This window comes from Streptomyces sp. NPDC005775, from assembly GCF_042871565.1.
Taxonomy (GTDB): domain Bacteria; phylum Actinomycetota; class Actinomycetes; order Streptomycetales; family Streptomycetaceae; genus Streptomyces.
This window is the reverse complement of the sequence record NZ_JBIAIU010000001.1, coordinates 485,197-506,415: the sequence shown is the minus strand read 5'-3', so window position 1 is coordinate 506,415 and position 21,219 is coordinate 485,197. Positions and strand designations below refer to the sequence as shown.

Sequence of the window (21,219 nt, the reverse complement as noted above, 5' to 3'; positions counted from 1 at the left end):
CGACGTCGAGCCCGCAGCACCAGCACGCGTGTTCTGGCGAGAGGATGATTCAGTGCCCCATAGTGACGACAGGCCGTCGACGTTCGCCCGATCGCGGGAGCTCCGAGAGCTGTACGAGGCATTCAACGCCCGCGAGATCGATCGGGTCCTCGCGGCCATGACCGCCGATGTCCAGTGGCCCAACGGCTGGGAAGGCGGGCACCTCGAAGGACGGGCGTCGGTCCGAGACTACTGGATTCGCCAGTGGGCTCAGCTTCGGCTGTCCCTCACGCCTGTGCAGTTTCGGGAACGGGGCGACGGCCGGATCGAAGTCGCGGTCAGACTGGTGGCTCGCGACCCGGGCGGTTCCGTTCTTGCTCGAGAGGAGGTCCGTCATGTGTACGAGTTCGAGGGTCGTCTGGTCCGTCGCATGCAGGTCGAGCAGTAGTCGGCGATCGCCCGAATCGGGTCACGGTCTCAGAGGGCGGTATGCGAGTCGTTGTCTGATATCTGACTCTGTCATGGGATTGGCGTGCAGGTCAGGGCTGGTGACGATCGCCGGTTGCATGGCGAGGGCGAAAAAGTCAGCGGGCTGCCCCAGCCTGGGCTCTGCGACATACTGCGGTCATGAGCGGAGAGGAATCTGCGCGGCTGGCGAGAGCCTCATCGAGTTCCGTGAGGCCGAAGGCATCTCGGAACGTGAACTCGCGCGCTGCACCTGGCTGAGTGAGGCGACCTTCAGGACCTTCGAAGGCGACCGTGGGGACCTGCCCACCCCGATTGTTGCCCGAAGCTTCGAGGAAGTCCTAGGCTGGGCTCCGGGCACATCAAGGCCACGCCGTCCGAGGCGATGGGCCGTGAGCCATCGGCGGACTCGGCCATAGACCTCGAGTAGGCGCGCTGGGCAGGGCTGAAATACGAACGCAAGGCCGATCACTTCCTGGGCTTCACCAGTATCGCCTGCACGCTCATCTGCTACCGCAGACTCACCAAATGAGATGACTTTTCAGTCCATCGGATAGAAGTCAGGATCCGGAAACGGCCTCGCGATCGAGAACGGATCGAAATCGGGATCGGTCAGCACTCGGCAGACGAACTCGGAAGTGGACATGTTCACTTCGTGCCAGGGATACGGATCTCCCTGTGTGACGATGGGCCAGCTCGCCGGATCCTCATCCGCGGACGCCAGCCAGAAGTAGCTGCACTTCATCTCACCGAACGCCCAGGGAATGAGGCCGCGCTGACCTGGCCGGTACATCCGGTAAGGCTTGAAGGCGGGATCTGGGCCGCTCTCCGGGCCGCCCTCGAGATACTTCTTCCAGATCCTGACCAGGTCGAACTGCCTCGTGGTATCGACGGTGAAAACACGCAAGAACTCCGAGAATTCGCCCTTGCCGAACGTCTCGGCAAGCTTCTTGTAATCTTCGGGCAGTTGAGTACCAAGATCTTCCTCGATGCTGTTCCAGGGAATATTGAGCCGAAGCGGCTCCCAGTGCGTGGCCTCAGCGATTCGCTCGATCCACATTCTGTTCACATTCCGATCGAAGGCTTGGGCAGGGGGCGTATCAGATATACGACACGCCCCCGATCTCACTCTATGGGGTGTTGCAGACCGGTACCGCACCGCTTCGAACGACGGCGCATCGCCCGCCTGGCCTGCGGTCACGTGGAACGGGAACGGACGAGCGTGGCTGTCGCTGGCAAGATGCACCTTGTGCTCAGGCCGCCGCGGGAACGTCCGAGCCCGTGATCGTCAGGCTCAGCCCGATCTGGCGCCCCCTCTTCCTTGCTCCCGTTGCGTGCTGGTGGGCCCGGCGGACGGTGGAGTCCACAGATACCGTCCAGCCGATGTCGTTGCCCTCGTCGGCGGCTGCAGGGACCGCAGTGAGGATTCCCTCCCACGTTCCGTCCACGGCCCAGGCGTCGTCCGGCTCTACGTCTTCGTCACTGTCCTGCTGCTCTGGGTCTTCCATGGGCACCAGCATTCCCTGGCCCACCGACACCGGCCCCGCATTTTTTCGGGCCGCCTGCTTGGGGCCGCACGCCGTTGGCCACCGCCGTGCCGACGATGTCGGCCTCGGTGCCGACACCGGGCGGAGGGATCAGGGGAGTGGGTCCCGCACCTACGCCAGTATCCCGTGGAAGGGACCGGGTCGGACTCGTCTCGACGGTGAAGGTTTTGATCACCTACAGTCACGCGGGGTGTCGAGTAGCCTCCTTTTCTTGGATGCCTCGCCGGCGTGGCGGTCACCAGCGGAGCCCCACACTGTCGATCGAGAAGCGCGTGATCGGATGTGCTTGACGCGGCTTCTTGTGCCTCTCGTACCGGTGCAGCGAACGCTGCACCGGATCCGATGGAGCCGGATCGAGGGGGATTCAGCCGGATGGAAACAGGACGGTATATCCGTGTCTCTGAGAAAACCGCAGGTGAGACGTGTCACCGTTTTGGGTTCGAGTCCCACCCGCCCCACCCAGCATCCCCAGGCAGAATCGTTCTGACCTGGGGAAACGTGGATTGCACGGCTGTTTTCCGTGCGGTACTAGCCGCGCGCCGTGCGGTACTGACCCGCTGTCGCAGGCTGTCAGAGCACTTCAGATGCGTCTGACCTGGCCTTTTATGGTGGTTGCCTGAGGGAGCGTCGTGGCGCGGTCCCACGGCCGAGTTGACCTCGGGATCTGGCGCACAGGTTGGGTGATGCCGGTGCCGGTCCAGCCCTTCAGGAGGTCTTGAAGAAGGTCCAGGACCTGGTAGAGGGTCAGGTCGGCATGTAAACTTTTGGGTCGAGCCGCCTGAGGGTGAGGAATGCCTGGGCGGCGGTCACGAGGGACGTGTTCGTCCGCCATTACGTGGCCACCACCAGGGCGCGGCCGCGCCCTGAGACCGCTGGCGGCCGATCGCCAAAGCCGCGGTAGGCGCAGGCGCGGACGGGTGAATGGCCTAGGCAGGGTGAGGAGGTCATTCGGGGTTGCCTTCGTCTGTAGTGGTCTCGTCGTCGATCAGCCCGTAGGGGGGCCGGTCCTCGTTACGGCTGTACCTGACCACGACGTTCTCTTCTACGAGCATGGGCGGACTGTTGTCGACGATGATCACCTGGGCGCCGGCTCCCTGTTCAGCCAGCCAGCTGGTCAGGTGGCGGTAGAAGTCCTCGATGGCGATCGCGTCCGCAATTACCGCGTCCCGGGTGCCGCCGTGGCCCAGATTCTTCTGCGGGCTGTCGATCATGAGGAAGCCGGGGTGGGCGGCCGATGTTTCGACGGCCACCTCGAAGACGGCCAGCTGCCAGGCCAGGGTCAGGAGTGTTCGGGCGCCGGATGATGCCTCGCGGTAGGAATCACCGCGTACGTGAGGAACCAGGTTCGTGTCGATCATCGGCTGGCTGAGTTTCGGGTAGTGCCACTGCCGCAGGAGTTCGCTGTACCGGCCGTTGATTCGGCCGATGACCAAGTCCCGGTCCTGTGCGGCATCTCCCAGCCGGTCGCGTTCCTCCCGCAGGCGTTCGATCTGTGCCTCCTGCCGCTCCACGAGCGCGGCGCGCTTCTCCAGGCCAGCCTGAAGCTTCGTCGCGTTCTCGGCGTGCTGGAGGTGACGGAGGGCTTCCTCGCGCCGACGCTGGAGGTTGTCGCGAGCGGCGAGGAACGGGGTGACGGTGGGCGAAGTGGCTTCGTCGACCGCGGCCGCGGCACGTTCTTCGTCGGTGGCGGCGCCTTCTGCCTGAATCTTCAACGTGGCGAGCGAGCTGTCCAGGCCCTCGATGTAGGCAGTGATCTCCTTCAAACGGGCCTTGGTGGCTCTGACCTCGGCCGCGACATTCAGCCGCTCTTCATCCGACGAGTGTTCGGCCGTGGCGGTGCCGAGCGTCAGGTGCCCGTCGCCATGGGGCAGCTCGTGGCTGCACAGACTGCACGAGCCGTTCTCCACCGACGGGGGAGCGGGTAGCCGATTCAGGCACGCCGGGCAGGTTGTGACACTGAGTGGGTCGAACAGGCGCTGCGCTTCGGCCAGCATATTGAGCTTGACGAGGTCGTCCGCGTACTGCGCCCTCAGGGGCATCATCCGGGTGAGTTGCGTCTCGCAGTCACGTACCACGCCTGCGGCTCGCCGGGCGCGCTGGGCAGCTTGCTGGTGTTCGCGGCGCAGACGTCCAGCGAAGGTGGTGCCGGCTTGCGCTGCCTCGTCGAGGGCCCGTAGCTGCTCGGTCAGCTCCCGCAGCTCGCCTTCGTATTGCTCAGCGATCAGCGCGCCAACGGTGGGAACGTCCTGCTCGTCGACGAACGCCCGTGCTGCGGCGAGTTCGGAGCGTGCCTGGGTGAGCCGGGCGCCCAGTTCCTTGATGCGTTGCCCAAGCTCGACGGCGCGGTCGTCATGAACGCCGAAGACGACGTCGACCACCTGCTTCAGCTTGTGCTTCTTCATGTACTCGTTCTCGAACAGGAAGTTCTTGGAGGCTATGCGCTCGTTGGGCAGGAACGCGAGGTTCATGAGGTCGCGGATGCTCAGGGGGTCGGTCCGGGACTCACGGCTGGAGGGGGCCTCCCGCAGCTGGACGCCTTCGAGCTTGCAGTGCCCCAGCAGCAGAGCGGAGAGGCTCTCGGGGGCTCCCGCCGGCTCGATGGTCCTGCCTTCAGGTTTGGAAAGCAGCGGGCTGTCCAGTGTCCCCCGGCGTACGTAGGCGACCTTCGACGGCTCCCCGACGGGCCGCTCGATGACGTGCGGTTCGCCGGACAGCTCGACTTCCAGAAGGCAGGAACGGACCTTCCGCAGCACCTCAGGATGCCGTGGATGGCGCTTCCCACCGAGGCCGTAGGCGATGAACTCCAACACCGCGGTCTTGCCCGAGCTGAATGCCCCGGCCACCACGGACAGGTCCCGCACCCGCTGGTCCTGCGTGAAATCGACGTCATAGTTCCGGCTGACGCCAGCAAGGCGCAGGCGCCGGATCCGGATGCCGGGCAGAGGCTGCATGGTGGTCATCCCTCCCAGGGCATGTCAGGTGCCTGCGGTCCCGGTCCCAGGACGCTGAGGAGCGCGGCACCGGGCCCGCCCTCTCCATCCGGCCGTAGCCACCGTGCCGTCTGTTCCCGCAGCGCCTTGTCGCTGAGCTTGCGAAGGCGACGCACGACGATGGACGCCGCAGTGGCGAACGACGCGGCGTAGGTGGCGGTGAAGCGAGCCCCAAGTTCCCGACCGCGGTTGCTGATCGAATAGGCGAAGGCGCCGTTGCGGTTATGCACCTCGCAACACCCGTAAGCCACGAGCAGTCCGAGGTCGTGCTGGATGCGCTCGCGTCGACTGGTAAAGCGCTGCGAGGAGGACGCGTACGAAAGCACCTGCGGATCGAACCCGGCCAGCCGGAGCATATTGCCCTCCCGGCCGTCGGAATCGACGACGAGGAAGGGATTCGCCGACAGGAAGTCGTAGTAGCCGATGCGCTCCAGACTCGCCCCCTTGGCGTCCTGTCCGGCGACAGCGTCGAGAAGAAGCAGCAGCTGCGCCAGCCGGAAGGTCACCTCGTCCTCCGGCATCATGACCGGCCGGTGTGCTTCCACAGCGAACTCCTCGTAGGTCGGACAGGCGACGGCGGTCAGCCGTCGGAGTGCTCGGCGGCGATCTGCCGCCAGTGTTTGACCCAGCCCGCCTTGCGGTTGTCCACCAGCCGGTGGACCAGCCCCCAGCTATGCACCAGCTCCAGGCGGAGCGACTTCGGCAGTTTGTCGTGCTCGTTGCGTACATCCCGCCAAACACGGGGGTGGAGAACCCGAAGCGCGTCCTCGGCCGTGCATTCGTTGAACTGCATCTCCCATAGACCGTGGAGCGTCGCATCGGCGGAACTGAGCGCAGCCACCTCCGCCGGAACGTCCTTGTGCGCGATCTCGCGAGCCACAAGATCGGCATTGAAGAACTGCCTCTTGGCCGAGTCCAGCTCCACGTGACCGGCCTCGGCCATCTGCCGAATGAACAAGGCGGAGCCAAGGGCGGCTGCCTTGTCGTCCTCGACTTCGAGTACCAGCCGAAGCTGCTCCACGGAGGCGGGGGCGGCCTGAGCGTACGTCTCGTAGAAGCCGCGACGCACGTCGTCGCCTTCGGGGCTAAGCAGCTTCTTCCGGAGGGCGGTCTCGTCCCAGAGCTGGATGACGAGGCTGTGTTCCTTCTCCTTCGCCTTCGTCCACGTGTCCCACCATGCCGTCATGGGGCCGTCCATGCTGGAAGGGATGCACAGAATCCAGCTGGCGATGGTGTGGCCGTTCTTAACGGCTGCCTTCAGCACGTTGTCGAGCGAGTCTTCGACCTGCTGTACGTGCTTCTTGGTGGTGACATGCATGAAGTACTTCGACTGCCACACTGTGATCGCCCCGCCGAGGTTTCCAGCGAAGGTGTCGATACCCCAGTCGCCCGGGTTGGCAGCGACGGACCGTACGTTTGGGGTAGTTGCGGCGGCGAGCTGAGCGATCATCGTTTCGAAGTCGTCGCGGGCTCCGCCGAGGCCTCCCCCGCGGACTACGTGCACGTCAAAACTGATTGGCTGGACACCCGTCGGCACGGCTATTGAGTCAGGCACAGCCCACCCCCCTGGGCCGGTGGCTGCACACAAGATGTTCCCCGTGCGTCACACACCGTATCGGTGGAGCCTATCCAACGGCCACTCGTCTGATCAAGAAGTGGAACGCGCAGCATCTCAAATACGGCATGGGGTCTATCCGGAGCGAAGGACGTCATCGGCCGGACTACCGTGATAGCCCAAAGCCGTCCTGGCCCAGCTCGCCACGGACCACATCGGCATGGATAAGGCGACAGCTCTGGCCTCCCACCTACGCAGCATCCGTTCCGCCTCGGCAACCGCCTCGCTGTAACCGGCTAGCCCCGGCGCTGGCCGCAGCCCTGCACCCCCGGCAGGGCCGCCAGCCCCCTGAAGCCCGGACGTCCGCTGAGTTTTCCTCAGGGAAAAGAGCGCTGCGAAAGGAGGCGACGAGCCTCACGGCAGTGCGTACGCTTCCAACAGACTAGTGGCGCAGCAAAAAGGGGCATACGTGGGCGAGTTGACTGGACATCGGATAAATGTTCCAGCCGGTGCCGCCGGACAGCTGGTGATCGATCGCGTGTTCCAGCACTTCCGCGAGTCCAGTGCCTGGCCAGAGTTCGACCTCATCGACAGGACACTGTACGCGGAGGGAGTCAGCAGCGAGGAAGCCTTCGAGCAGCTTCCTGAGGGGCTGCTCATCGGGCCTGATCGGAACCGGTGGAATCATCTGCCCTCCCCTGAGACGCCACTGGAACTCACTCTGATGGGTGCGATCAACTGCTCCGGTGACTCTGCTCTACCCGAAGTAGAAGGTGCAGTTTTGTTGACTCGGCTTGCCGCAGAGGCGGACCGGCATTGGAAGCCCACTTCTGAGCGCCGTGATCCATTCCTCCGGAAGGGGCGGGCTATCAACATCCTCAAGGAATCCGGGTTGCCGTGGCCGAAAAGTATGTCTTACTTCGTGGACAGCAACTTTCCGTTTGCTGGTCTCTCTTTCCTGGGCCCTGACGCCGAGAAGAGGAACGCAGCGCGCCGTGAGGGACGCTTCGACCTAATGTTGAGGGCCGCAAAGCTATTGACGCGCGAACCACAGTTCAAGGGGGCGGGGTTCAGTGAGGAATTTGGGTGGGAGCTGCGATTCGATCGCGCGATCAGACCGTTCGCCGGCGTTGAGACGATCACCGACTACTGGCGTCGTCGGTGTGATCTGGTTCTAAACCTTGGCGTCGCAGGCATGATTGCAGCGGTTGTGACCGAACCGGACCGCGATGAGCGCGAAGTAGATTCTCCTGCTTGCAGCGAGGACGCCTCAAGATGGTCGGTCGAATGCTCACTTCATGACGGGATAGTGGAAGCTGTGGCGGACCGATACGCGTCCGGTCACCTCGCCGACGCTGTGCAGAAGGCGTTCCAGGCTGTGGAGTACCGAGTGCAGGGGCTCCTTGATTCGTCCGAGGTCGGGGCCAAGCTAATGGGCAGCGCCTTCGGTGGCGTGACTCCTCGGCTGATGGTGGTGCGGGCCGATGGTGCGTCTCAGGTCAGTGAACAGGATGGCTTCCGCGACCTGTACCGCGGCGCCATGTCGGGACTGCGCAACCCACGTGCGCACGGCCCTCATTACGCGGAGGAGGAGGCGGAAGTCCTTGAGATCCTGGCCTTCGCGAGCTTGCTGATGCGGAGACTCGACCTTGCCGAGCAACGGCTCCGCTCGGCAACGGAAGCTGACGGCTCGACAGAGTGATCCCGCGGCGCGGGGCCGACTGCCCGGGAGGACGTCGTGGGTCTGCGCTAGCCGATTACCGACGTCTGGAGTTGGCTGGACTACAAGCCAGTTATGGCAGACCCGCGCCGACCGGGCCGTAACGCCTGGGCGGAGCTGACCTCATCCTGGGTTCCCGACGAGGACCTGCGTCGCCTGGCGGCCTACCGCCTGCTTGCCGCTTACGACTCCAACCAGGCCGGCCAGGTTGCCGCGATCACCAGGGACGACGACTCCGGAACCGAGCGGCGTGAACTTGGCAACGCCTCACAGCTCATCGACACTGCCCTCGGCTACCTTCTTGGCTCCGAGCACAATCACCGTGGCGGGAGCGGAGCATCCCGACGACGAGCCGACGAACGACGCCGCGATGGCGCTCGCAGTACAGGACAAGCTGAGGCAGTGGCGGATAGGGAATTGCTGCCGCTGCGTATCCAGCAGGCGGAGTGGACCGCGATCTGCTGGGCGACGCGGTCTACAGTCTTGCCAAGGTCCGGGCCGGGATGGTCTGGCAGCTCAACGACAAGGGGTGCATGGGCGTCCTCGACACCTCCGCGCGGCTCTCTGAACTGCGCTCCCGCGTCGATCACATCATCGACCGGATCGCCGCGAACAGCCGCCTCACCGCCGCCGCCGGACTGGGCACCCCGCCCCGACCGCATTGCCTTCCGGCTGCGCTCTGCAACTGGCTCTCGGCCCGCTGGACCCCCTCGTCCGCCATCCGGTTGGCCCGGACCCACAAATGCGCCGTCCTGCTGTGCATGGAGCAACGCCTTCACCAGGCCGGGAAGGCCGAGGGATGGCCTGCGGGCGAGACTCTTGCCGCTCGCCTGATGTGGGGCCCACACACCGACGGGCCGTGCTGACGTCCTGGACGAAATGGTCAAGGCCGTCGCCCCCAGCGTCGTGTCGGTGGAGACGGTATTCGCATGCTGATCGACATCGGAGACCCGATCGATGACGCCCAAGCGGAGATCGCGCGCATCCAGTCCAGACCTTCGAGGGGCGCCGCCCGTCTCGCCGGCGTCACCGGGGACAACGCTGCGGTTCGCGAGTACCTGGGACTGCCCGCGGCGCTGACCACGGAGCTTCCGGTGCCACTCATTCCGTCCAACGGCGGGGACTTAGCAAGTCTTCGGGCACTCCGCCGGATGGCTGCCGTCTTGTTGCCGTCTGCTTGCCGTGAGGCTGCCAGGGCGGTAGAGTCCTGCGGCAGATGGCACACGAAACGTCAGGGTGAAGGAGGTGTCGGGTGAAGGGAGTATCGAATCCACCGCCAAATTGGCGTGATGGGGAGCTGAAGCTGGGTACCAAGGTTCGGGTCGCGGCCTGGCTCGCCTCGGAAGTGGGAGAGGGGAACACGTTCACTCGCGAGCAGCTGCGTGTGGCGTTTCCTGGGGCGACCCAGGTGGAGCGGCGTATGCGGGACCTGCGTGAGCACGGCTGGGAGATCGACATCGCGCGCATGGCCGATGGCGTGCACATGCGATTGGTGAAAATTGGGGAGCCGGTCTGGAGTCCCGAAGGGCGCCTAGTCGCGAAGCGCCAGATTGGAACCTCCGCAGTGCGTCGAAGCGAGATTCTCCGCCGTGACAATTACGTCTGCACGTCCTGCGGCGTCTCGGCTGGCGAACCCCATCTTGATGCCCAGAATTCGCTTGCCAGGCTGTCCGTCCGTCACCTCGTTTCGCTTGCAGAGGGTGGCACCGATGGGCCGGAAAATCTAGTCACTATCTGTGATCGCTGCAACCTCGGAGGAGCCTCTATCCCTAGCGTGAACCGGGAAGAGGTGGCGCGCCAGATTCAGGACTTGTCCATGCAACATAAAACGGTCCTGTTGGCGTGGATGGCCCGAGGGGAGCGGACGCCTTCGCCGCTTGACCGCGCTTGGGCAATGTTCCGACACCTTGACCCGGGAGGACGGAAGGAGGTCGTGCGCGTACTTGCTGAAGCCGTAGAGCGCATGGCTGGCGAGGATGGCGCGACCTAGCCCAAATGCACCGTCGACCCCGAGCACCTACCACAGCATCACGGGGCCGACGGCCGTCACGACCACCGCTATTACGAGAGGAGGTGACAACTCCATGATGACGTATCCGCATGAGAGGGGCCTACTGCCCCGCCTGGCCGGGTGGCAGAAGCTCTTGCTCTGGCTGCTGTTCCTGTTGGGCCTGCTGCTGCTCCTGAGTAGCTACAGTCCAGAGCAGGTCGGGGACCTGTTGGGCGCGCTGATCAGCGTCCTGATCGTGCGAATGGTCGAGGCCAAGGTTCGTACCGCGTGACCCAAGGCGGCGGAGCGGCACCGCTCCGCCGCCGAGCGGGCGGTTACTTGCGCAGCGCGGACTACTCTGTGGGGGCGCTGGAGAAGACTTGCGGATGGTTCATGCATGACGCGCCCCTTACTCCCCAACCCAGTTGAACCGGTCGGGTACCGCCATGATGGGCGGCTGATCTCCCTAATTCTCGGTGTTGCTCCCGATGACGACTCCAACAACCCCGGGACGAAGGCAGATGGTCCGCGGCCTACCCCCTGCACTCCGCGGCGACGACTTCACCCAGGCCGGCAACATGGTCCGCAAGGTCCTCGACGACGACGCCCGCGAACGACCGATCGGCAACGTGACCTGCTACCTCCTCAACAAGGTCTCCCGACCGGTCCTGGAACGCGCGGTCCATTACTGGCGGAACGTCGGCCGCATCACCGGAGACAGAAGTGCCCGGGGCGCCCTTGTCACCGGACGCCCGCGAACACTCCAACCCAACACCCCCCAGGCCCCACTACGAAGGTTGGGGCGGACGGCTATACGCCTGCGGCTCCCCGGGCCCGGTCGATACGGGGTGTGACTGCGCCGGGCAAGGGGAGAGGCGTTAACGGAGTCGGCGGCAAGCGCTACGGCTGAGCCGCACGGTTGGCTGCCTTGCAGCGGGTGTGCCGGGTGGGCCGTCTCCTACTGCAAGGACCGTGGATGCCCCGTAGCCGTGCGGTACGTACCGCACGGCACCGTGGTTGCCGGGGATCGAGGCGGACGCAGCGGGATCCAGCAGGATGTGAATGTCCGCCTCTGTGGCGTTTCCGCAGGTGAGAGGCATCACGCTTTGGGTTCGAGTCCCACCCGCCCCACCAGTTTCACCCTGAGGAAACCTTCTGACCTGGGGAAACAAGTTTTCTGGGGCCATTTTGCGTGTGGCGGACGGCTCGCGGGGTGCGGCGAACGTGGGTTCCCGTACAGCGATGGCGGTCCTTGAACGGCTTTGACCCGGACTTTTCCAGTCCCGCTACCGTGGGATCGTGGTCAGCGGTCCCAGCCTTTCCACCACAGGGCGCGCTGAGAATCGCCCTGACGAGCGGCGATTCTCGGCTTGGTCCGTGGTCCGTGGTCCGCCGACGAAGGCGAACAGCGTTACGCGATTTATCTGTGACGCGGAGTCCTGCGTCCCGGTCCTGAATCTTCGGTTCGGCAGCGGCAGCCGCACGCAGCCCACGAGCACACGAAGCGCCTGGCCATCGGAGCACCGACCGGGCGGTCCTCCGGCAGGACCTGCTGATAGGAGGGCAATACGGCTAGCCGTCAGGCGGACGCCCGCTCAGGGGGAAGGACCCGCACCTGTCGGCGGCGCCCGGCGGGCGGATCCGGGCCGGGCTGTTGTGCTGGTCGGGGCGCCCCCCCACCCGTACACCGGAGAGAGCCGGATGAGAACCTACCGCGTGGTACCGCCGCCGACTCCGATGCCCGTCACCGGGGACGGGGGACAGGCTGGACGGCCTGTTGCACCGCGCGGGGAGTGGGTGGTCATCGGCGCGCCTCCGGCCCCGGCAACTCCATTGTCGCCCGGGCCCTCCCGTGCCCGTACCTCCGTGCCCCGGCCTCCCGGTGAGCACACACTTGCAGGTGAGCCCCCGCCCCGGCGCTGGACGACGACAGGGCGGTCCGCCAAGCCGCCCATGGCACGCGCAGGCGGCAGGGGAAGCGTCAGGACGCCGACTGGCCGGGCACGGGCTGAGACTCGTTCCGCCCGGGCTCGCGGACGAGGTTGCCCTCCTGAGCCCGGTGTTCGTGGACGAGCCGGACAGCCATGGCGCCCTCGCCCGCGGCGGAGGCGACCCGCTTGACCGATCCGCTCCTGACATCACCCGCGGCGAAGACGCCCGGCAGCGTGGTCTCCAGCATCAGTGGTCCGCGCCCGAGCGATTCCCAGAGACTCTGGTCGGCCGATGCCCGGGCATCGGCGCCGGTGAGCACGAATCCGCGGGTGTCCAGCCCGACTACGCCCTTCAGCCATTCGGTGTGCGGCCGGGCGCCGATGAAGACGAAGAGGGCACGTGCCGGCAGTTCGTGCCGGTCGCCGGACTCGCTGTTTTCCACGGTCAACGAGTCCAGGGCCCCCTCCCCGTCGACCCGGCGCACTTCGGTGCGGGTCAGCACCTCGACCTTCGGATGGCGTGTCACCAGGTCCACGAGATAGCGCGACATGTCCTTGCCGAGGTCGCCACTGCGGACGAGCAGATACACCTTGGGCGCGTACTCGGCGAGGAAGAGCACCGCCTGTCCTGCGGAGTTGCCGCCGCCCACCACGGCCACGGGGTCCATTCGGCACAGATTGGCTTCGTGGAGCGTGGCGGCGTAGTAGACGCTGGTGCCTTCCAGCCGGTCGATACCGGGGACTTGGAGCCTGCGGTAGCGCACTCCCGAGGCCAGGACGACGGTGCTGGTCCGTACCTCGGAGCCGTCCGTGAAGGTGATGGCGTACCGCCCGTCGCGTTGTTTGAGTGCGGTGGCCTCGGCGGGGACGGTGATCCGGGAGCCGAATTTGCGGGCCTGGAGCACCGAGCGTTCCATCAGTTCACCACCCGAGATCCCGGACGGGAAGCCCAGGTAGTTCTCGATGCGCGAGGAAGTGGCCGCCTGGCCTCCGGTAGCTATGGCGTCGACGGTGACGGTGGCGAGGCCGTCGGATGCGCCGTAGACGGCGGCAGCGAGTCCGGCCGGACCGGCGCCGATCACCACCAGGTCGTATGCGCCGGAGTCGGGCACAGAGGGGGGGAGTCCGACGAGGCGGGCGAGGTCCGTGATGTCGGGATTGCGCAGTACCTGCTCGCCTCTCCATATGACGACCGGCGTCTCGTCCGGACGGATGCCGAAGCGGCGCAGCAGCGCCTCGGCTTCCGGGTCCTTCTCCAGGTCGATCCATCGGTGCGGAAGCCGGTTACGGGCGGCGAACTCGCGCAGCCGCAGGGTGTCGGGTGAGTAACGCGAGCCCAGGATCCGGAAGCCGGCGCCCAGGCCGATGAGCAGGGACCGGCGCCCCAGGTAGGCGCGCAACACCAGGTCTCCGAGGACCGGATCACGTGCCACCAGGGCCTGTTGACGCTCCACCGGGACCGCGAGGACCTGGCCGGGCACACGCACGATCGCGGTGTCGAATGCGGGCTGCCCTTCGAGCAGGCCGAGTTCGCCCAGGAACCGGCCGGGCCCGTGCATGGCCACGGTGCGTTCGTCGGGACCACCGTAGTCGTGGATGATCTCGACCATCCCGCTGGCGACGGCAAAGAACTCCTCGCCCGGCTCGCCCTCGCGAAACAGCACCTCGCCCTTCTGCGTGGGACGGTGCTCGCCATGCTGGGTCAGCGCTTCGAGCTGTTCCGACGTCAGCCGGGGGAAGGCGCCGAACCGGTCGGGGGTTTCGGCGATGGCCCCGTGTGGGTCCTCCGTACCCGCCCTCATCAGACCATTGCCTCGTGGACGTAGCACCAGCGCCAGTTCTCTCCCGGTTCGAGGGGCCGCACAATGGGGTGGCCGACGTTGGCGGCGTGCAGTCGAGCGTGCTTGAGCGGCGAGGAATCACAACATCCAACGTGACCGCAGGTCAGACACAACCTGAGGTGCACCCATGGGGAGCCCAGACGCAGACACTCCTCGCAGCCCTCGGGTGTGCGTGGCGTCACCGGGCGTACGAGCGACAGGTGCCAGTCGCTTTCGGTGGTCATGATGATCGTCCTTCCCTTGACGAGCGGCTCAGCGGCGCCCCGCGAGGGTGTCCTCCACCCATTGGCGCAGTGTTTTGGCGGGAGCGGCGCCGGCCTGCCGCGCTATGACCTTTCCCTTGTCGAGAAGGAGCAGGGTCGGCACGGCCTGCACCTGGAACCGCTGGGACAGCTGGGGAGCCTGGTCGACATCGACCTTGACGAGCTTGATCTTTCCCGCGAGCTCGCGGGCGACCTGTTCCAGCGCGGGACTGACCATGCGGCATGGACCACACCATGTGGCCCACAGGTCGACGAGGACGACGGGCGCCGCCCGCTCGGCGATCTCCGCGAAGTCGTCATCGCCGGCATCCACGATCCAGGGCAGTGCGGCCCCGCAGTTCCCGCACTGCGGGCGTCCCTCCGCTGCTGCCGGCACCCGGTTCTTACGGCCGCACTTCTCGCAGGCGACCGTCTTGCTCCGGTTCGTAGTCACCGTTCTCACGCAGCCATTCCATGGTCTGCCCGGGCCGGCCCGTCGTAGGTCACGACCAGTTCAGCGTTCTGGGCGTCGACCCGGATCGCCGAGCCGTCCTGCACATCGCCGCGGATCAGCGCCCGCCCGACGAGCGTTTCCACTTCATGGGAGATGAAGCGGCGCAGCGGCCGTGCCCCGTAGACGGGGTCGAAGCCCTGCTGGGCGATGAGCTCCCTGGCCCGTTCGGTGAGCTCGACGGTGACCTGGCGTTCGGCCAGGCGCCGGCGCAGGTCGTTGAACTGCAGCTCGACGATGTGCTTGATCTGCTCCATGCCCAGCGGCTTGAACAGCACGATGTCGTCAACGCGGTTGAGGAACTCGGGCCGGAGGTGGCTCTGCAGCTCACCCATCACCAGGGCCCGGGCCTCGGGTTTGATCTCGCCCTCGGCGCTCGCCCCGTCGAGCAGATGTGTCGATCCGATGTTGGAGGTCATGATGACGACGGTGTTGCGGAAGTCGACAGTGCGGCCCTGGGCGTCGGTGATCCGGCCGTCGTCGAGTACCTGGAGCAACGTGTTGAAGACATCGGCATGTGCCTTCTCCACCTCGTCGAACAGGACCACGGAGTAGGGCTTGCGGCGGACCGCCTCGGTGAGCTGGCCGCCCTCCTCGTAGCCGACGTATCCGGGCGGCGCCCCGACCAGCCTGCTGACGGTGTGGCGTTCCTGGTACTCGCTCATGTCGAGGCGGACGATGCTCTCTTCGGAGTCGAACAGTGCCGCGGCGAGCGTCTTGGCCAGTTCGGTCTTGCCGACGCCGGTGGGGCCGAGGAAGATGAACGAGCCGATGGGGCGGCGCGGGTCGCGGATTCCGGAGCGGGCTCGGATGATGGCGTCGCTGACCAGCTTGACGGCCTCGTTCTGACCGACCACGCGTTCGGTGAGGATCTCGTCCAGCCGCAGCAGCTTCTCCCGTTCGCCTTCCTGCAGTCGGGTCACCGGGATGCCGGTCCAGGCGGCGACTATCTCGGCGATCTCGTCTTCCGTGACGACCTCGCGCAGGAGCCGGGTTTCGCCCTGCTTGGCGGCGAGCGCCTCCTCTTCGGCGGCCAGCCGGCGTTCGAGCTCGGTGAGTGTGCCGTAGCGCAGCTCGGCGGCGCGGTTGAGGTCGTAGTTGCGCTCGGCCTCCTCGGCGTCCTGACGCACCTGTTCCAGTTCCTGACGCAGTTCCTGCACCCGCCGGATGGCCTGGCGTTCGGCCTCCCACTGGGCGTTCATGGCGTCGGCCTCGGCACGCAGGTCGGACAGTTCGCGCCGGAGCTCTTCCAGGCGTTTGCGGCTGGCGGGGTCGGTCTCCTTCGACAGGGCCGCTTCCTCGATCTCCAGGCGGGTCACCCGGCGGGTGCTTTCGTCGAGTTCGGCCGGCATGGAGTCGATCTCGGTGCGCAGCCGTGCGCAGGCCTCGTCGACGAGGTCGATGGCCTTGTCCGGCAGGAACCGGTCGGAGATGTAGCGGTGGCTGAGGGTGGCAGCGGCGACGAGCGCGGTGTCCTGGATCTTCACACCGTGGAAGACCTCGAGGCGTTCGCGCAGGCCGCGAAGGATGGAGACGGTGTCCTCCACGCTCGGCTCGTCCACCACGACCTGTTGGAAGCGGCGCTCGAGGGCGGCGTCGGATTCGACGTGCTTGCGGTACTCCTCCAGCGTGGTGGCGCCGATCATGTGCAGCTCACCGCGGGCGAGCATCGGCTTGAGCATGTTGCCGGCGTCCATCGCGCCCTCGGCGCCGCCACCGGCCCCGACGACCGTGTGGAGCTCGTCGACGAAGAGCAGGATGCGCCCCTCAGCGGCCTTGACCTCGCTCAGGACGGCCTGCAGTCGTTCCTCGAACTCACCGCGGTACTTGGCACCTGCCACCAGCGAGCTCATGTCGAGGGAGAAGATGGTCTTCTCGCGCAGCCCCTCGGGCACGTCGCCGCGGACGATCCGCTGTGCCAGGCCTTCCACGATGGCCGTCTTGCCGACGCCCGGATCTCCGATCAGCACGGGGTTGTTCTTGGTTTTGCGGCTGAGGATCTGCATCACCCGGCGGATCTCCGCGTCCCGGCCGATCACCGGGTCCATCTTGCCGTTCCGCGCCTCGGCCACCAGATCGCGGCCGTACTTCTCCAACGCCTCGTACGCACTCTCCGGCGTGGCCGAGGTGACACGCTGGTTCCCCCGGATCCGGGTCAGCGCGGACAGGAAGGAGTCCTTGGTGATGCCGTGTTCCTTGAGCAGGCGCCCCGCCGCGGTCCTGGATCCCTCGTCGGCCAGTGCCAGGACGAGGTGCTCCACGGACACATATTCGTCCTTGAGGCGCTTGGCCTCCTGCTCGGCGGTGTCCAGCAGCTTGGCCAGCCGCTGGGTGACGTATACCTGCCCAGGTGTGGCGCCGGGGCCGGTCACCTTCGGTCTGCGTGACAACTCGCTCATGAGCGAGGCGCGCAACGCCTCCGTGTCGGCGCCGGCTTGGTCGAAGAGCCGTGGAACCAGACCCTCCGGCTGGTCGAGGAGCGCCAGCAGCAGATGCTCGCCGTCGACCTCGGTCTGGTCCATCCGGCCGGCGATCGTCTGCGCTTGCTGAAGAGCTTCCTGGGACTTCTGGGTGAGCCGGTTCATATCCACGATTCATCACTCCTAGAGCCGGCGTTGCTGCGCCTCAACGCGGCCTCCAGTTCGCTGATCCGGTCGAGCAGGTCGAGCACCACACCGAGGGATGCGTAATTGAGGGGGAGCCCGGCCCGTAGCCGTTGGATCCGGGCGAGCGCGGCGGGGGCTGTCGGTTCGAACCACAGCCGCTCCTTGTCGTCCCGCGTGGCGTCGACCAGGCCGAGTGTGACGAACCGCTCGACGAGATCGGGGTGGAGTCCGGAGCGTCGGGCCACGACGTCGAGGCTGAGTCTGTGAACCGGCACGATGGCGTAGTTGCGGACAACGACATTCAGGGGCTGCTGCGGACCTGGGGCCGTCACCCGGCGATACCCGGCCTCCGGCCCGGCGGCAGCACGCCGCGGATCATGGGTCATCCTGGCTTCCTCGGGTCGAAGGTGGACACGGCAGCCAGCTCCTCGAAGAGCTCACGCTCCCGGTCGGTGAGTTCGGGCGGCACCATGATGCGGACCTCCGCGTAGAGGTCTCCGTCGGTGCCACGGGGGTTGGGCATGCCCTCGCCGCGCAGCCGCAGCCGGCGGGCGCTGGAGGAGCCCTTGGGTACGGTGACCTTGGCAGTTCCGCCGGGCGTGGGAACCGGTACCGTCGCGCCGAGCGCCGCCTCCCACGGCGTCACCGGCACCGCGACATGGATGTCCCGGCCCTCCAGGCGGAATCGCGAGTCGGGCTTGATCCGTACACGTAGGTACAGATCCCCCGGTGGGCCGTAGCCCCTCCCCGTTCCGCCTTCCCCGGCCAGCCGGATGCGCTGCCCGTCTATCACACCCCGGGGGATGTTGACGTCATAGGTCCGCTGTCCGCTGAGCCCGGCGAGGGTAACGCTGCGGTGGCCGCCGCGGTACGCCTCCTCGACACCGAGCTGAATCTCGGCCTCCTGGTCGGCGCCGGGTACCGGCCCCCCGCGCCGGCCGCTGTCTCCGCCGCCGAACATCCCGCCGAAGAGGTCCTCGAAGTTGACGCCGGAGCCGTCGAATCCCTCGCCGTAGTCGAACCGGACCCCGCCGTCGCCGCCCCGGCCGGACGCACCACGGCCACGGGCTCCTGCCCCTGCGGCCACCCGCTCGTCCCAGTCCTCCGGGATCTGCCGGAAGTCTTCGCCGAAGCGGTCGTAGCGACTGCGGGTCTTGGGGTCGGACAGCACGCTGTACGCCTCGTTGAGCTCCTTGAAGCGCTCCTCGGCCTGCGGATCCTTGTTGATGTCGGGGTGGTATTTGCGCGCCAGTCCGCGGAACGCCTGCTGTATTTCGTCGGAGCTCGCGTTGCGCTGCACCCCGAGCACGTCGTAGTAGTCCCGTGACATGGTGCGTCACTCCTGCCGCTTGGTGACCATGACGGCTGCGGGACGCAGCTGTTGGCCGCCCTCGCCGTACCCGGGACGCAGGATCTGGACGACGGTGTTCGGCTCGGCATCGGGGTCCTCGACGGTGCCGACGACCTCGTGCCTGGCTGGGTCGAAGGGCACGCCGGTCTCCTCGTACCGGGGGTACCCGAGTCGGCCGAGCACGTCGACCGCCTGGTCGCGTACAGCTTTGACGCCCTCCAGTACGGCCGACGTGTCGGATCCGGCGTGTGCGAGCGCCAGGTCCAGATTGTCGATCACGGGCAGCCAGGCCGCCGCGGTGCGGGCGCGTTCGGTACCGCGTTCGCGCTCCAGTTCCTTCGCGTGACGCTTGCGGAGGTTGTCCAGGTCCGCGAGCGCGCGACGCCATCGGTCCTGGAGTTCGTCGAGGGCTGCGGCGTGGTCGTCCACCTCCTGCTGCTCCGGGGACGGGGCCTGGGTCAGCTCCTCCTGGGGAGTGGTCGGCTCCTGTTCGGTGGACATCACCGCACCTCAGCTCTTGTCGAATTCGGCGTCGATCACGTCGTCGTCGGATCCGCCGGAGCTGCTCGGCCCGCCCGCTGCCGCGGAGCCTGCCGTGGCCTGGTCCTCCGCGGACGTGCCCGCGCCTGCCTGGTGGGAGGCCAGCGACGCGTGGATCTGCTGGAGCTCGGAGGTCAGCGACCTGACCCTGTCGAGCGGCGCTTCCTGCGTGACGGCTTCCCGGGCGTCGGTGACGAGCATCTCGGCACGTGCCCTCTCGTGCGCGGGCGCGGCGTCGGCCAGTTCGTTCAGCCGGCGTTCGACCTGGTAGGCAACGGCGTCCAATTCGTTGCGGGCGTCCACCGCCTCGCGCAACGCCTGGTCCTCGCCGCGGTTCTCTTCGGCTTCCCGGACCATCCGCTCGACCTCACTCTGGTCGAGGTTGGAGCCCTCGCTGATGGTGATGCCCTGCTCGGCTCCGGTGTTCTTGTCCCGTGCGGTGACGTTCAGGATGCCGTTGGCGTCGACATCGAAGGTGACCTCGATCTGCGGCTCACCGCGGGGCGCGGGCCTGATGTCCTTGAGCTGGAAGCGCCCGAGGACACGGTTGTCCTTCGCGAGCTCCCGCTCGCCCTGCAGGACGACGATGTCGACGGCTCCCTGATTGTCCTCGGCGGTGGAGAAGGTCTCCGTGCGGCGGACCGGGATGGTGGTGTTCCGCTCGATGAGTGTGGTCATGACACCGCCGCGGGTCTCCACCCCGAGCGACAGCGGGATGACGTCGAGCAGCAGGACGTCCTTGACGTCGCCCTTGAGTACCCCGGCCTGGATCGCGGCTCCCATGGCCACGACCTCGTCGGGGTTGACGCTCATGTTCGGGTCCTTGCCGCCGGTAAGCCGGCGGACGAGGTTCTGGACGGCGGGGATGCGTGTGGAGCCGCCCACCAGGATGACCTCGTCGATATCGTTCTCGCTGATCTTGGCGTCGGCCATCGCCTGCTTGACCGGTTCCATGGTTCGCTCGATGAGGTCCTCGGTGATCTGCTCGAACGTGGACCGCATGACCGTCTCGGTGAGATGCTTCGGTCCGGCGGCGTCCGCAGTGATGAACGGCAGGCTGACCGGAGTCTGAGTGACCGAACTGAGCTCGGTCTTGGCCTTCTCGGCGGCCTCGAAGAGCCGTTGCAGGGCCTGCGGGTCGCTCCGCAGATCGATGCCGTTGTCCCGTTGGAAGTTGTCCGCCAGGTGGTCCACCAGCCGCCGGTCGAAGTCATCACCGCCCAGGTGACTGTCGCCCGCGGTCGACCGGACCTCGACCACCCCGTCGCCGACGTCGAGCAGGCTGACGTCGAAGGTGCCGCCGCCCAGGTCGAACACGAGCACGGTCTCGTGTCCCTTCTTGTCCAGTCCGTAGGCGAGGGCCGCCGCTGTGGGCTCATTGATGATGCGCAGGACCTCAAGGCCCGCGATGCGCCCCGCGTCCTTCGTCGCGGTGCGCTGGGCGTCGTTGAAGTAGGCGGGGACGGTGATGACGGCTTCCGTCACCTTCTCGCCCAGCTGCTTCGCGGCATCGTCGGCGAGCTTGCGCAGAACCAGGGCGCTGACCTCCTCCGGCGCGTACAGTTTGCCGCGCACATCGAAGCGGGCATTGCCGTGCTCATCGGCGACCACGTCGAAGCCGACGGCCTTTGCCTCGTCGGATATCTCGTCGTAGCGGCGGCCGATGAACCGCTTGGCCGAGTAGATGGTGCCCTTGGGATTGAGGATCGCCTGGCGGCGGGCCAACTGTCCGACGAGCCGTTCGCCCGTGTCGGTGAACGCGACGACCGACGGAGTCGTGCGGTTGCCCTCGGAGTTCGGGAGAACCGCCGCCTCACCGCCCTCCCATGCGGCGATCACGGAGTTGGTGGTGCCGAGGTCAATCCCGACTGCCTTAGCCATGAGGTACTCCTTCGTTGCACATGGGATGACGGTCCTGCATGCACACGGCCCCTTCTCCGGACGACACGCG

Annotated in this window: 19 protein-coding genes; 6 read left to right on the top strand and 13 right to left on the bottom strand. The window is 66.6% G+C overall.

Annotated features, from left to right (window positions below; translation table 11 throughout):
• Positions 1-52: 52 nt before the first annotated feature.
• A complete protein-coding gene (locus ACFYPA_RS02265; protein ID WP_389128906.1) occupies positions 53-427 on the top strand; it encodes a nuclear transport factor 2 family protein in 375 nt (124 codons plus the stop codon).
• A 558-nt stretch (positions 428-985) separates the two neighbouring features.
• Here ACFYPA_RS02265 and ACFYPA_RS02260 read toward each other — a convergent pair.
• The 5 genes from ACFYPA_RS02260 to ACFYPA_RS02240 all read right to left on the bottom strand — a co-directional run bounded on the left by ACFYPA_RS02260 (position 986) and on the right by ACFYPA_RS02240 (position 6,431).
• Positions 986-1,504, bottom strand: coding sequence for a hypothetical protein (locus ACFYPA_RS02260; protein ID WP_359084225.1), 519 nt, complete (start codon positions 1,502-1,504; stop codon positions 986-988).
• A 193-nt stretch (positions 1,505-1,697) separates the two neighbouring features.
• Positions 1,698-1,952: a hypothetical protein gene (locus ACFYPA_RS02255; RefSeq protein ID WP_359084224.1), complete on the bottom strand. Its 255-nt coding sequence runs from the start codon at positions 1,950-1,952 to the stop codon at positions 1,698-1,700.
• 983 nt (positions 1,953-2,935) lie between these two features.
• Positions 2,936-4,951, bottom strand: coding sequence for a DNA recombination protein RecN (locus tag ACFYPA_RS02250; protein WP_359084190.1), 2,016 nt, complete (start codon positions 4,949-4,951; stop codon positions 2,936-2,938).
• The gene (locus ACFYPA_RS02245; protein ID WP_359084189.1) at positions 4,948-5,526 is read right to left on the bottom strand and encodes an ABC-three component system middle component 2; all 579 of its coding nucleotides are present in this window, start codon (positions 5,524-5,526) and stop codon (positions 4,948-4,950) included. The genes ACFYPA_RS02250 and ACFYPA_RS02245 overlap by 4 nt, the downstream gene beginning before the upstream one ends.
• 35 nt (positions 5,527-5,561) lie before the next feature.
• A complete protein-coding gene (locus ACFYPA_RS02240) occupies positions 5,562-6,431 on the bottom strand; it encodes a serine/threonine protein kinase (protein WP_359084188.1) in 870 nt (289 codons plus the stop codon).
• Between the two features lie 574 nt (positions 6,432-7,005).
• Here ACFYPA_RS02240 and ACFYPA_RS02235 point away from each other — a divergent pair.
• The 5 genes from ACFYPA_RS02235 (at position 7,006) to ACFYPA_RS02215 (ending at position 11,100) form a co-directional block, all read left to right on the top strand.
• Positions 7,006-8,238 carry a TIGR02391 family protein gene (locus ACFYPA_RS02235; RefSeq protein WP_359084187.1) on the top strand — a complete coding sequence of 411 codons (1,233 nt, stop codon included), beginning with the start codon at positions 7,006-7,008 and terminating at the stop codon, positions 8,236-8,238.
• A gap of 464 nt (positions 8,239-8,702) precedes the next feature.
• On the top strand, positions 8,703-9,122 hold the full coding sequence (locus ACFYPA_RS02230; protein WP_359084186.1) for a hypothetical protein: 420 nt from the start codon (positions 8,703-8,705) through the stop codon (positions 9,120-9,122).
• Positions 9,123-9,508: 386 nt separating this feature from the next.
• A complete protein-coding gene (locus tag ACFYPA_RS02225) occupies positions 9,509-10,246 on the top strand; it encodes an HNH endonuclease (RefSeq protein ID WP_359084185.1) in 738 nt (245 codons plus the stop codon).
• Between the two features lie 94 nt (positions 10,247-10,340).
• Positions 10,341-10,538 carry a hypothetical protein gene (locus ACFYPA_RS02220; RefSeq protein ID WP_359084184.1) on the top strand — a complete coding sequence of 66 codons (198 nt, stop codon included), beginning with the start codon at positions 10,341-10,343 and terminating at the stop codon, positions 10,536-10,538.
• Between the two features lie 196 nt (positions 10,539-10,734).
• Positions 10,735-11,100, top strand: a complete 366-nt coding sequence (locus ACFYPA_RS02215) for a catalase-related domain-containing protein (protein ID WP_359084183.1) — start codon at positions 10,735-10,737, stop codon at positions 11,098-11,100.
• Positions 11,101-12,227: 1,127 nt separating this feature from the next.
• Here the strand turns inward: ACFYPA_RS02215 and ACFYPA_RS02210 are convergent.
• Genes ACFYPA_RS02210 through dnaK form a run of 8 tightly spaced genes read right to left on the bottom strand, consistent with a single transcriptional unit; the run spans position 12,228 to position 21,149 of the window.
• A complete protein-coding gene (locus ACFYPA_RS02210; protein ID WP_389128898.1) occupies positions 12,228-13,979 on the bottom strand; it encodes an FAD-dependent oxidoreductase in 1,752 nt (583 codons plus the stop codon).
• Complete coding sequence (locus ACFYPA_RS02205) at positions 13,979-14,242, bottom strand: UBP-type zinc finger domain-containing protein (RefSeq protein WP_359084181.1); 264 nt, start codon at positions 14,240-14,242, stop codon at positions 13,979-13,981. Before ACFYPA_RS02205 ends, ACFYPA_RS02210 begins: the two co-directional genes overlap by 1 nt.
• Before the next feature lie 28 nt (positions 14,243-14,270).
• Entirely contained in the window at positions 14,271-14,714 is a 444-nt protein-coding gene (trxA, locus tag ACFYPA_RS02200) for a thioredoxin (protein WP_359084222.1), read from the bottom strand.
• 5 nt (positions 14,715-14,719) lie between these two features.
• On the bottom strand, positions 14,720-17,362 hold the full coding sequence (clpB, locus tag ACFYPA_RS02195; RefSeq protein ID WP_389128895.1) for an ATP-dependent chaperone ClpB: 2,643 nt from the start codon (positions 17,360-17,362) through the stop codon (positions 14,720-14,722).
• Positions 17,353-17,763, bottom strand: coding sequence for a chaperone modulator CbpM (locus ACFYPA_RS02190; RefSeq protein WP_359084179.1), 411 nt, complete (start codon positions 17,761-17,763; stop codon positions 17,353-17,355). The genes clpB and ACFYPA_RS02190 overlap by 10 nt, the downstream gene beginning before the upstream one ends.
• Entirely contained in the window at positions 17,760-18,707 is a 948-nt protein-coding gene (locus ACFYPA_RS02185) for a DnaJ C-terminal domain-containing protein (protein ID WP_359084178.1), read from the bottom strand. The genes ACFYPA_RS02190 and ACFYPA_RS02185 overlap by 4 nt, the downstream gene beginning before the upstream one ends.
• 6 nt (positions 18,708-18,713) lie before the next feature.
• Positions 18,714-19,229, bottom strand: a complete 516-nt coding sequence (locus tag ACFYPA_RS02180) for a nucleotide exchange factor GrpE (RefSeq protein WP_359084177.1) — start codon at positions 19,227-19,229, stop codon at positions 18,714-18,716.
• Positions 19,230-19,238: 9 nt separating this feature from the next.
• Complete coding sequence (gene dnaK, locus ACFYPA_RS02175; protein ID WP_359084176.1) at positions 19,239-21,149, bottom strand: molecular chaperone DnaK; 1,911 nt, start codon at positions 21,147-21,149, stop codon at positions 19,239-19,241.
• Between the last annotated feature and the right edge of the window lie 70 nt (positions 21,150-21,219).

Excerpts from the sequence above, each read along its gene's own strand:
- ACFYPA_RS02185 (WP_359084178.1), bottom strand. The coding sequence starts at position 18,707 with ATGTCACGGGACTACTACGACGTGCTCGGGGTGCAGCGCAACGCGAGC.
- ACFYPA_RS02180 (WP_359084177.1), bottom strand. The coding sequence starts at position 19,229 with ATGTCCACCGAACAGGAGCCGACCACTCCCCAGGAGGAGCTGACCCAG.
- dnaK (WP_359084176.1), bottom strand. The coding sequence starts at position 21,149 with ATGGCTAAGGCAGTCGGGATTGACCTCGGCACCACCAACTCCGTGATC.
- ACFYPA_RS02215 (WP_359084183.1), top strand. The coding sequence starts at position 10,735 with ATGACGACTCCAACAACCCCGGGACGAAGGCAGATGGTCCGCGGCCTA.
- ACFYPA_RS02190 (WP_359084179.1), bottom strand. The coding sequence starts at position 17,763 with ATGACCCATGATCCGCGGCGTGCTGCCGCCGGGCCGGAGGCCGGGTAT.
- ACFYPA_RS02240 (WP_359084188.1), bottom strand. The coding sequence starts at position 6,431 with ATGATCGCTCAGCTCGCCGCCGCAACTACCCCAAACGTACGGTCCGTC.
- ACFYPA_RS02255 (WP_359084224.1), bottom strand. The coding sequence starts at position 1,952 with ATGGAAGACCCAGAGCAGCAGGACAGTGACGAAGACGTAGAGCCGGAC.
- ACFYPA_RS02260 (WP_359084225.1), bottom strand. The coding sequence starts at position 1,504 with ATGTGGATCGAGCGAATCGCTGAGGCCACGCACTGGGAGCCGCTTCGG.
- ACFYPA_RS02210 (WP_389128898.1), bottom strand. The coding sequence starts at position 13,979 with ATGAGGGCGGGTACGGAGGACCCACACGGGGCCATCGCCGAAACCCCC.
- ACFYPA_RS02205 (WP_359084181.1), bottom strand. The coding sequence starts at position 14,242 with ATGACCACCGAAAGCGACTGGCACCTGTCGCTCGTACGCCCGGTGACG.
- ACFYPA_RS02250 (WP_359084190.1), bottom strand. The coding sequence starts at position 4,951 with ATGACCACCATGCAGCCTCTGCCCGGCATCCGGATCCGGCGCCTGCGC.
- ACFYPA_RS02220 (WP_359084184.1), top strand. The coding sequence starts at position 10,341 with ATGATGACGTATCCGCATGAGAGGGGCCTACTGCCCCGCCTGGCCGGG.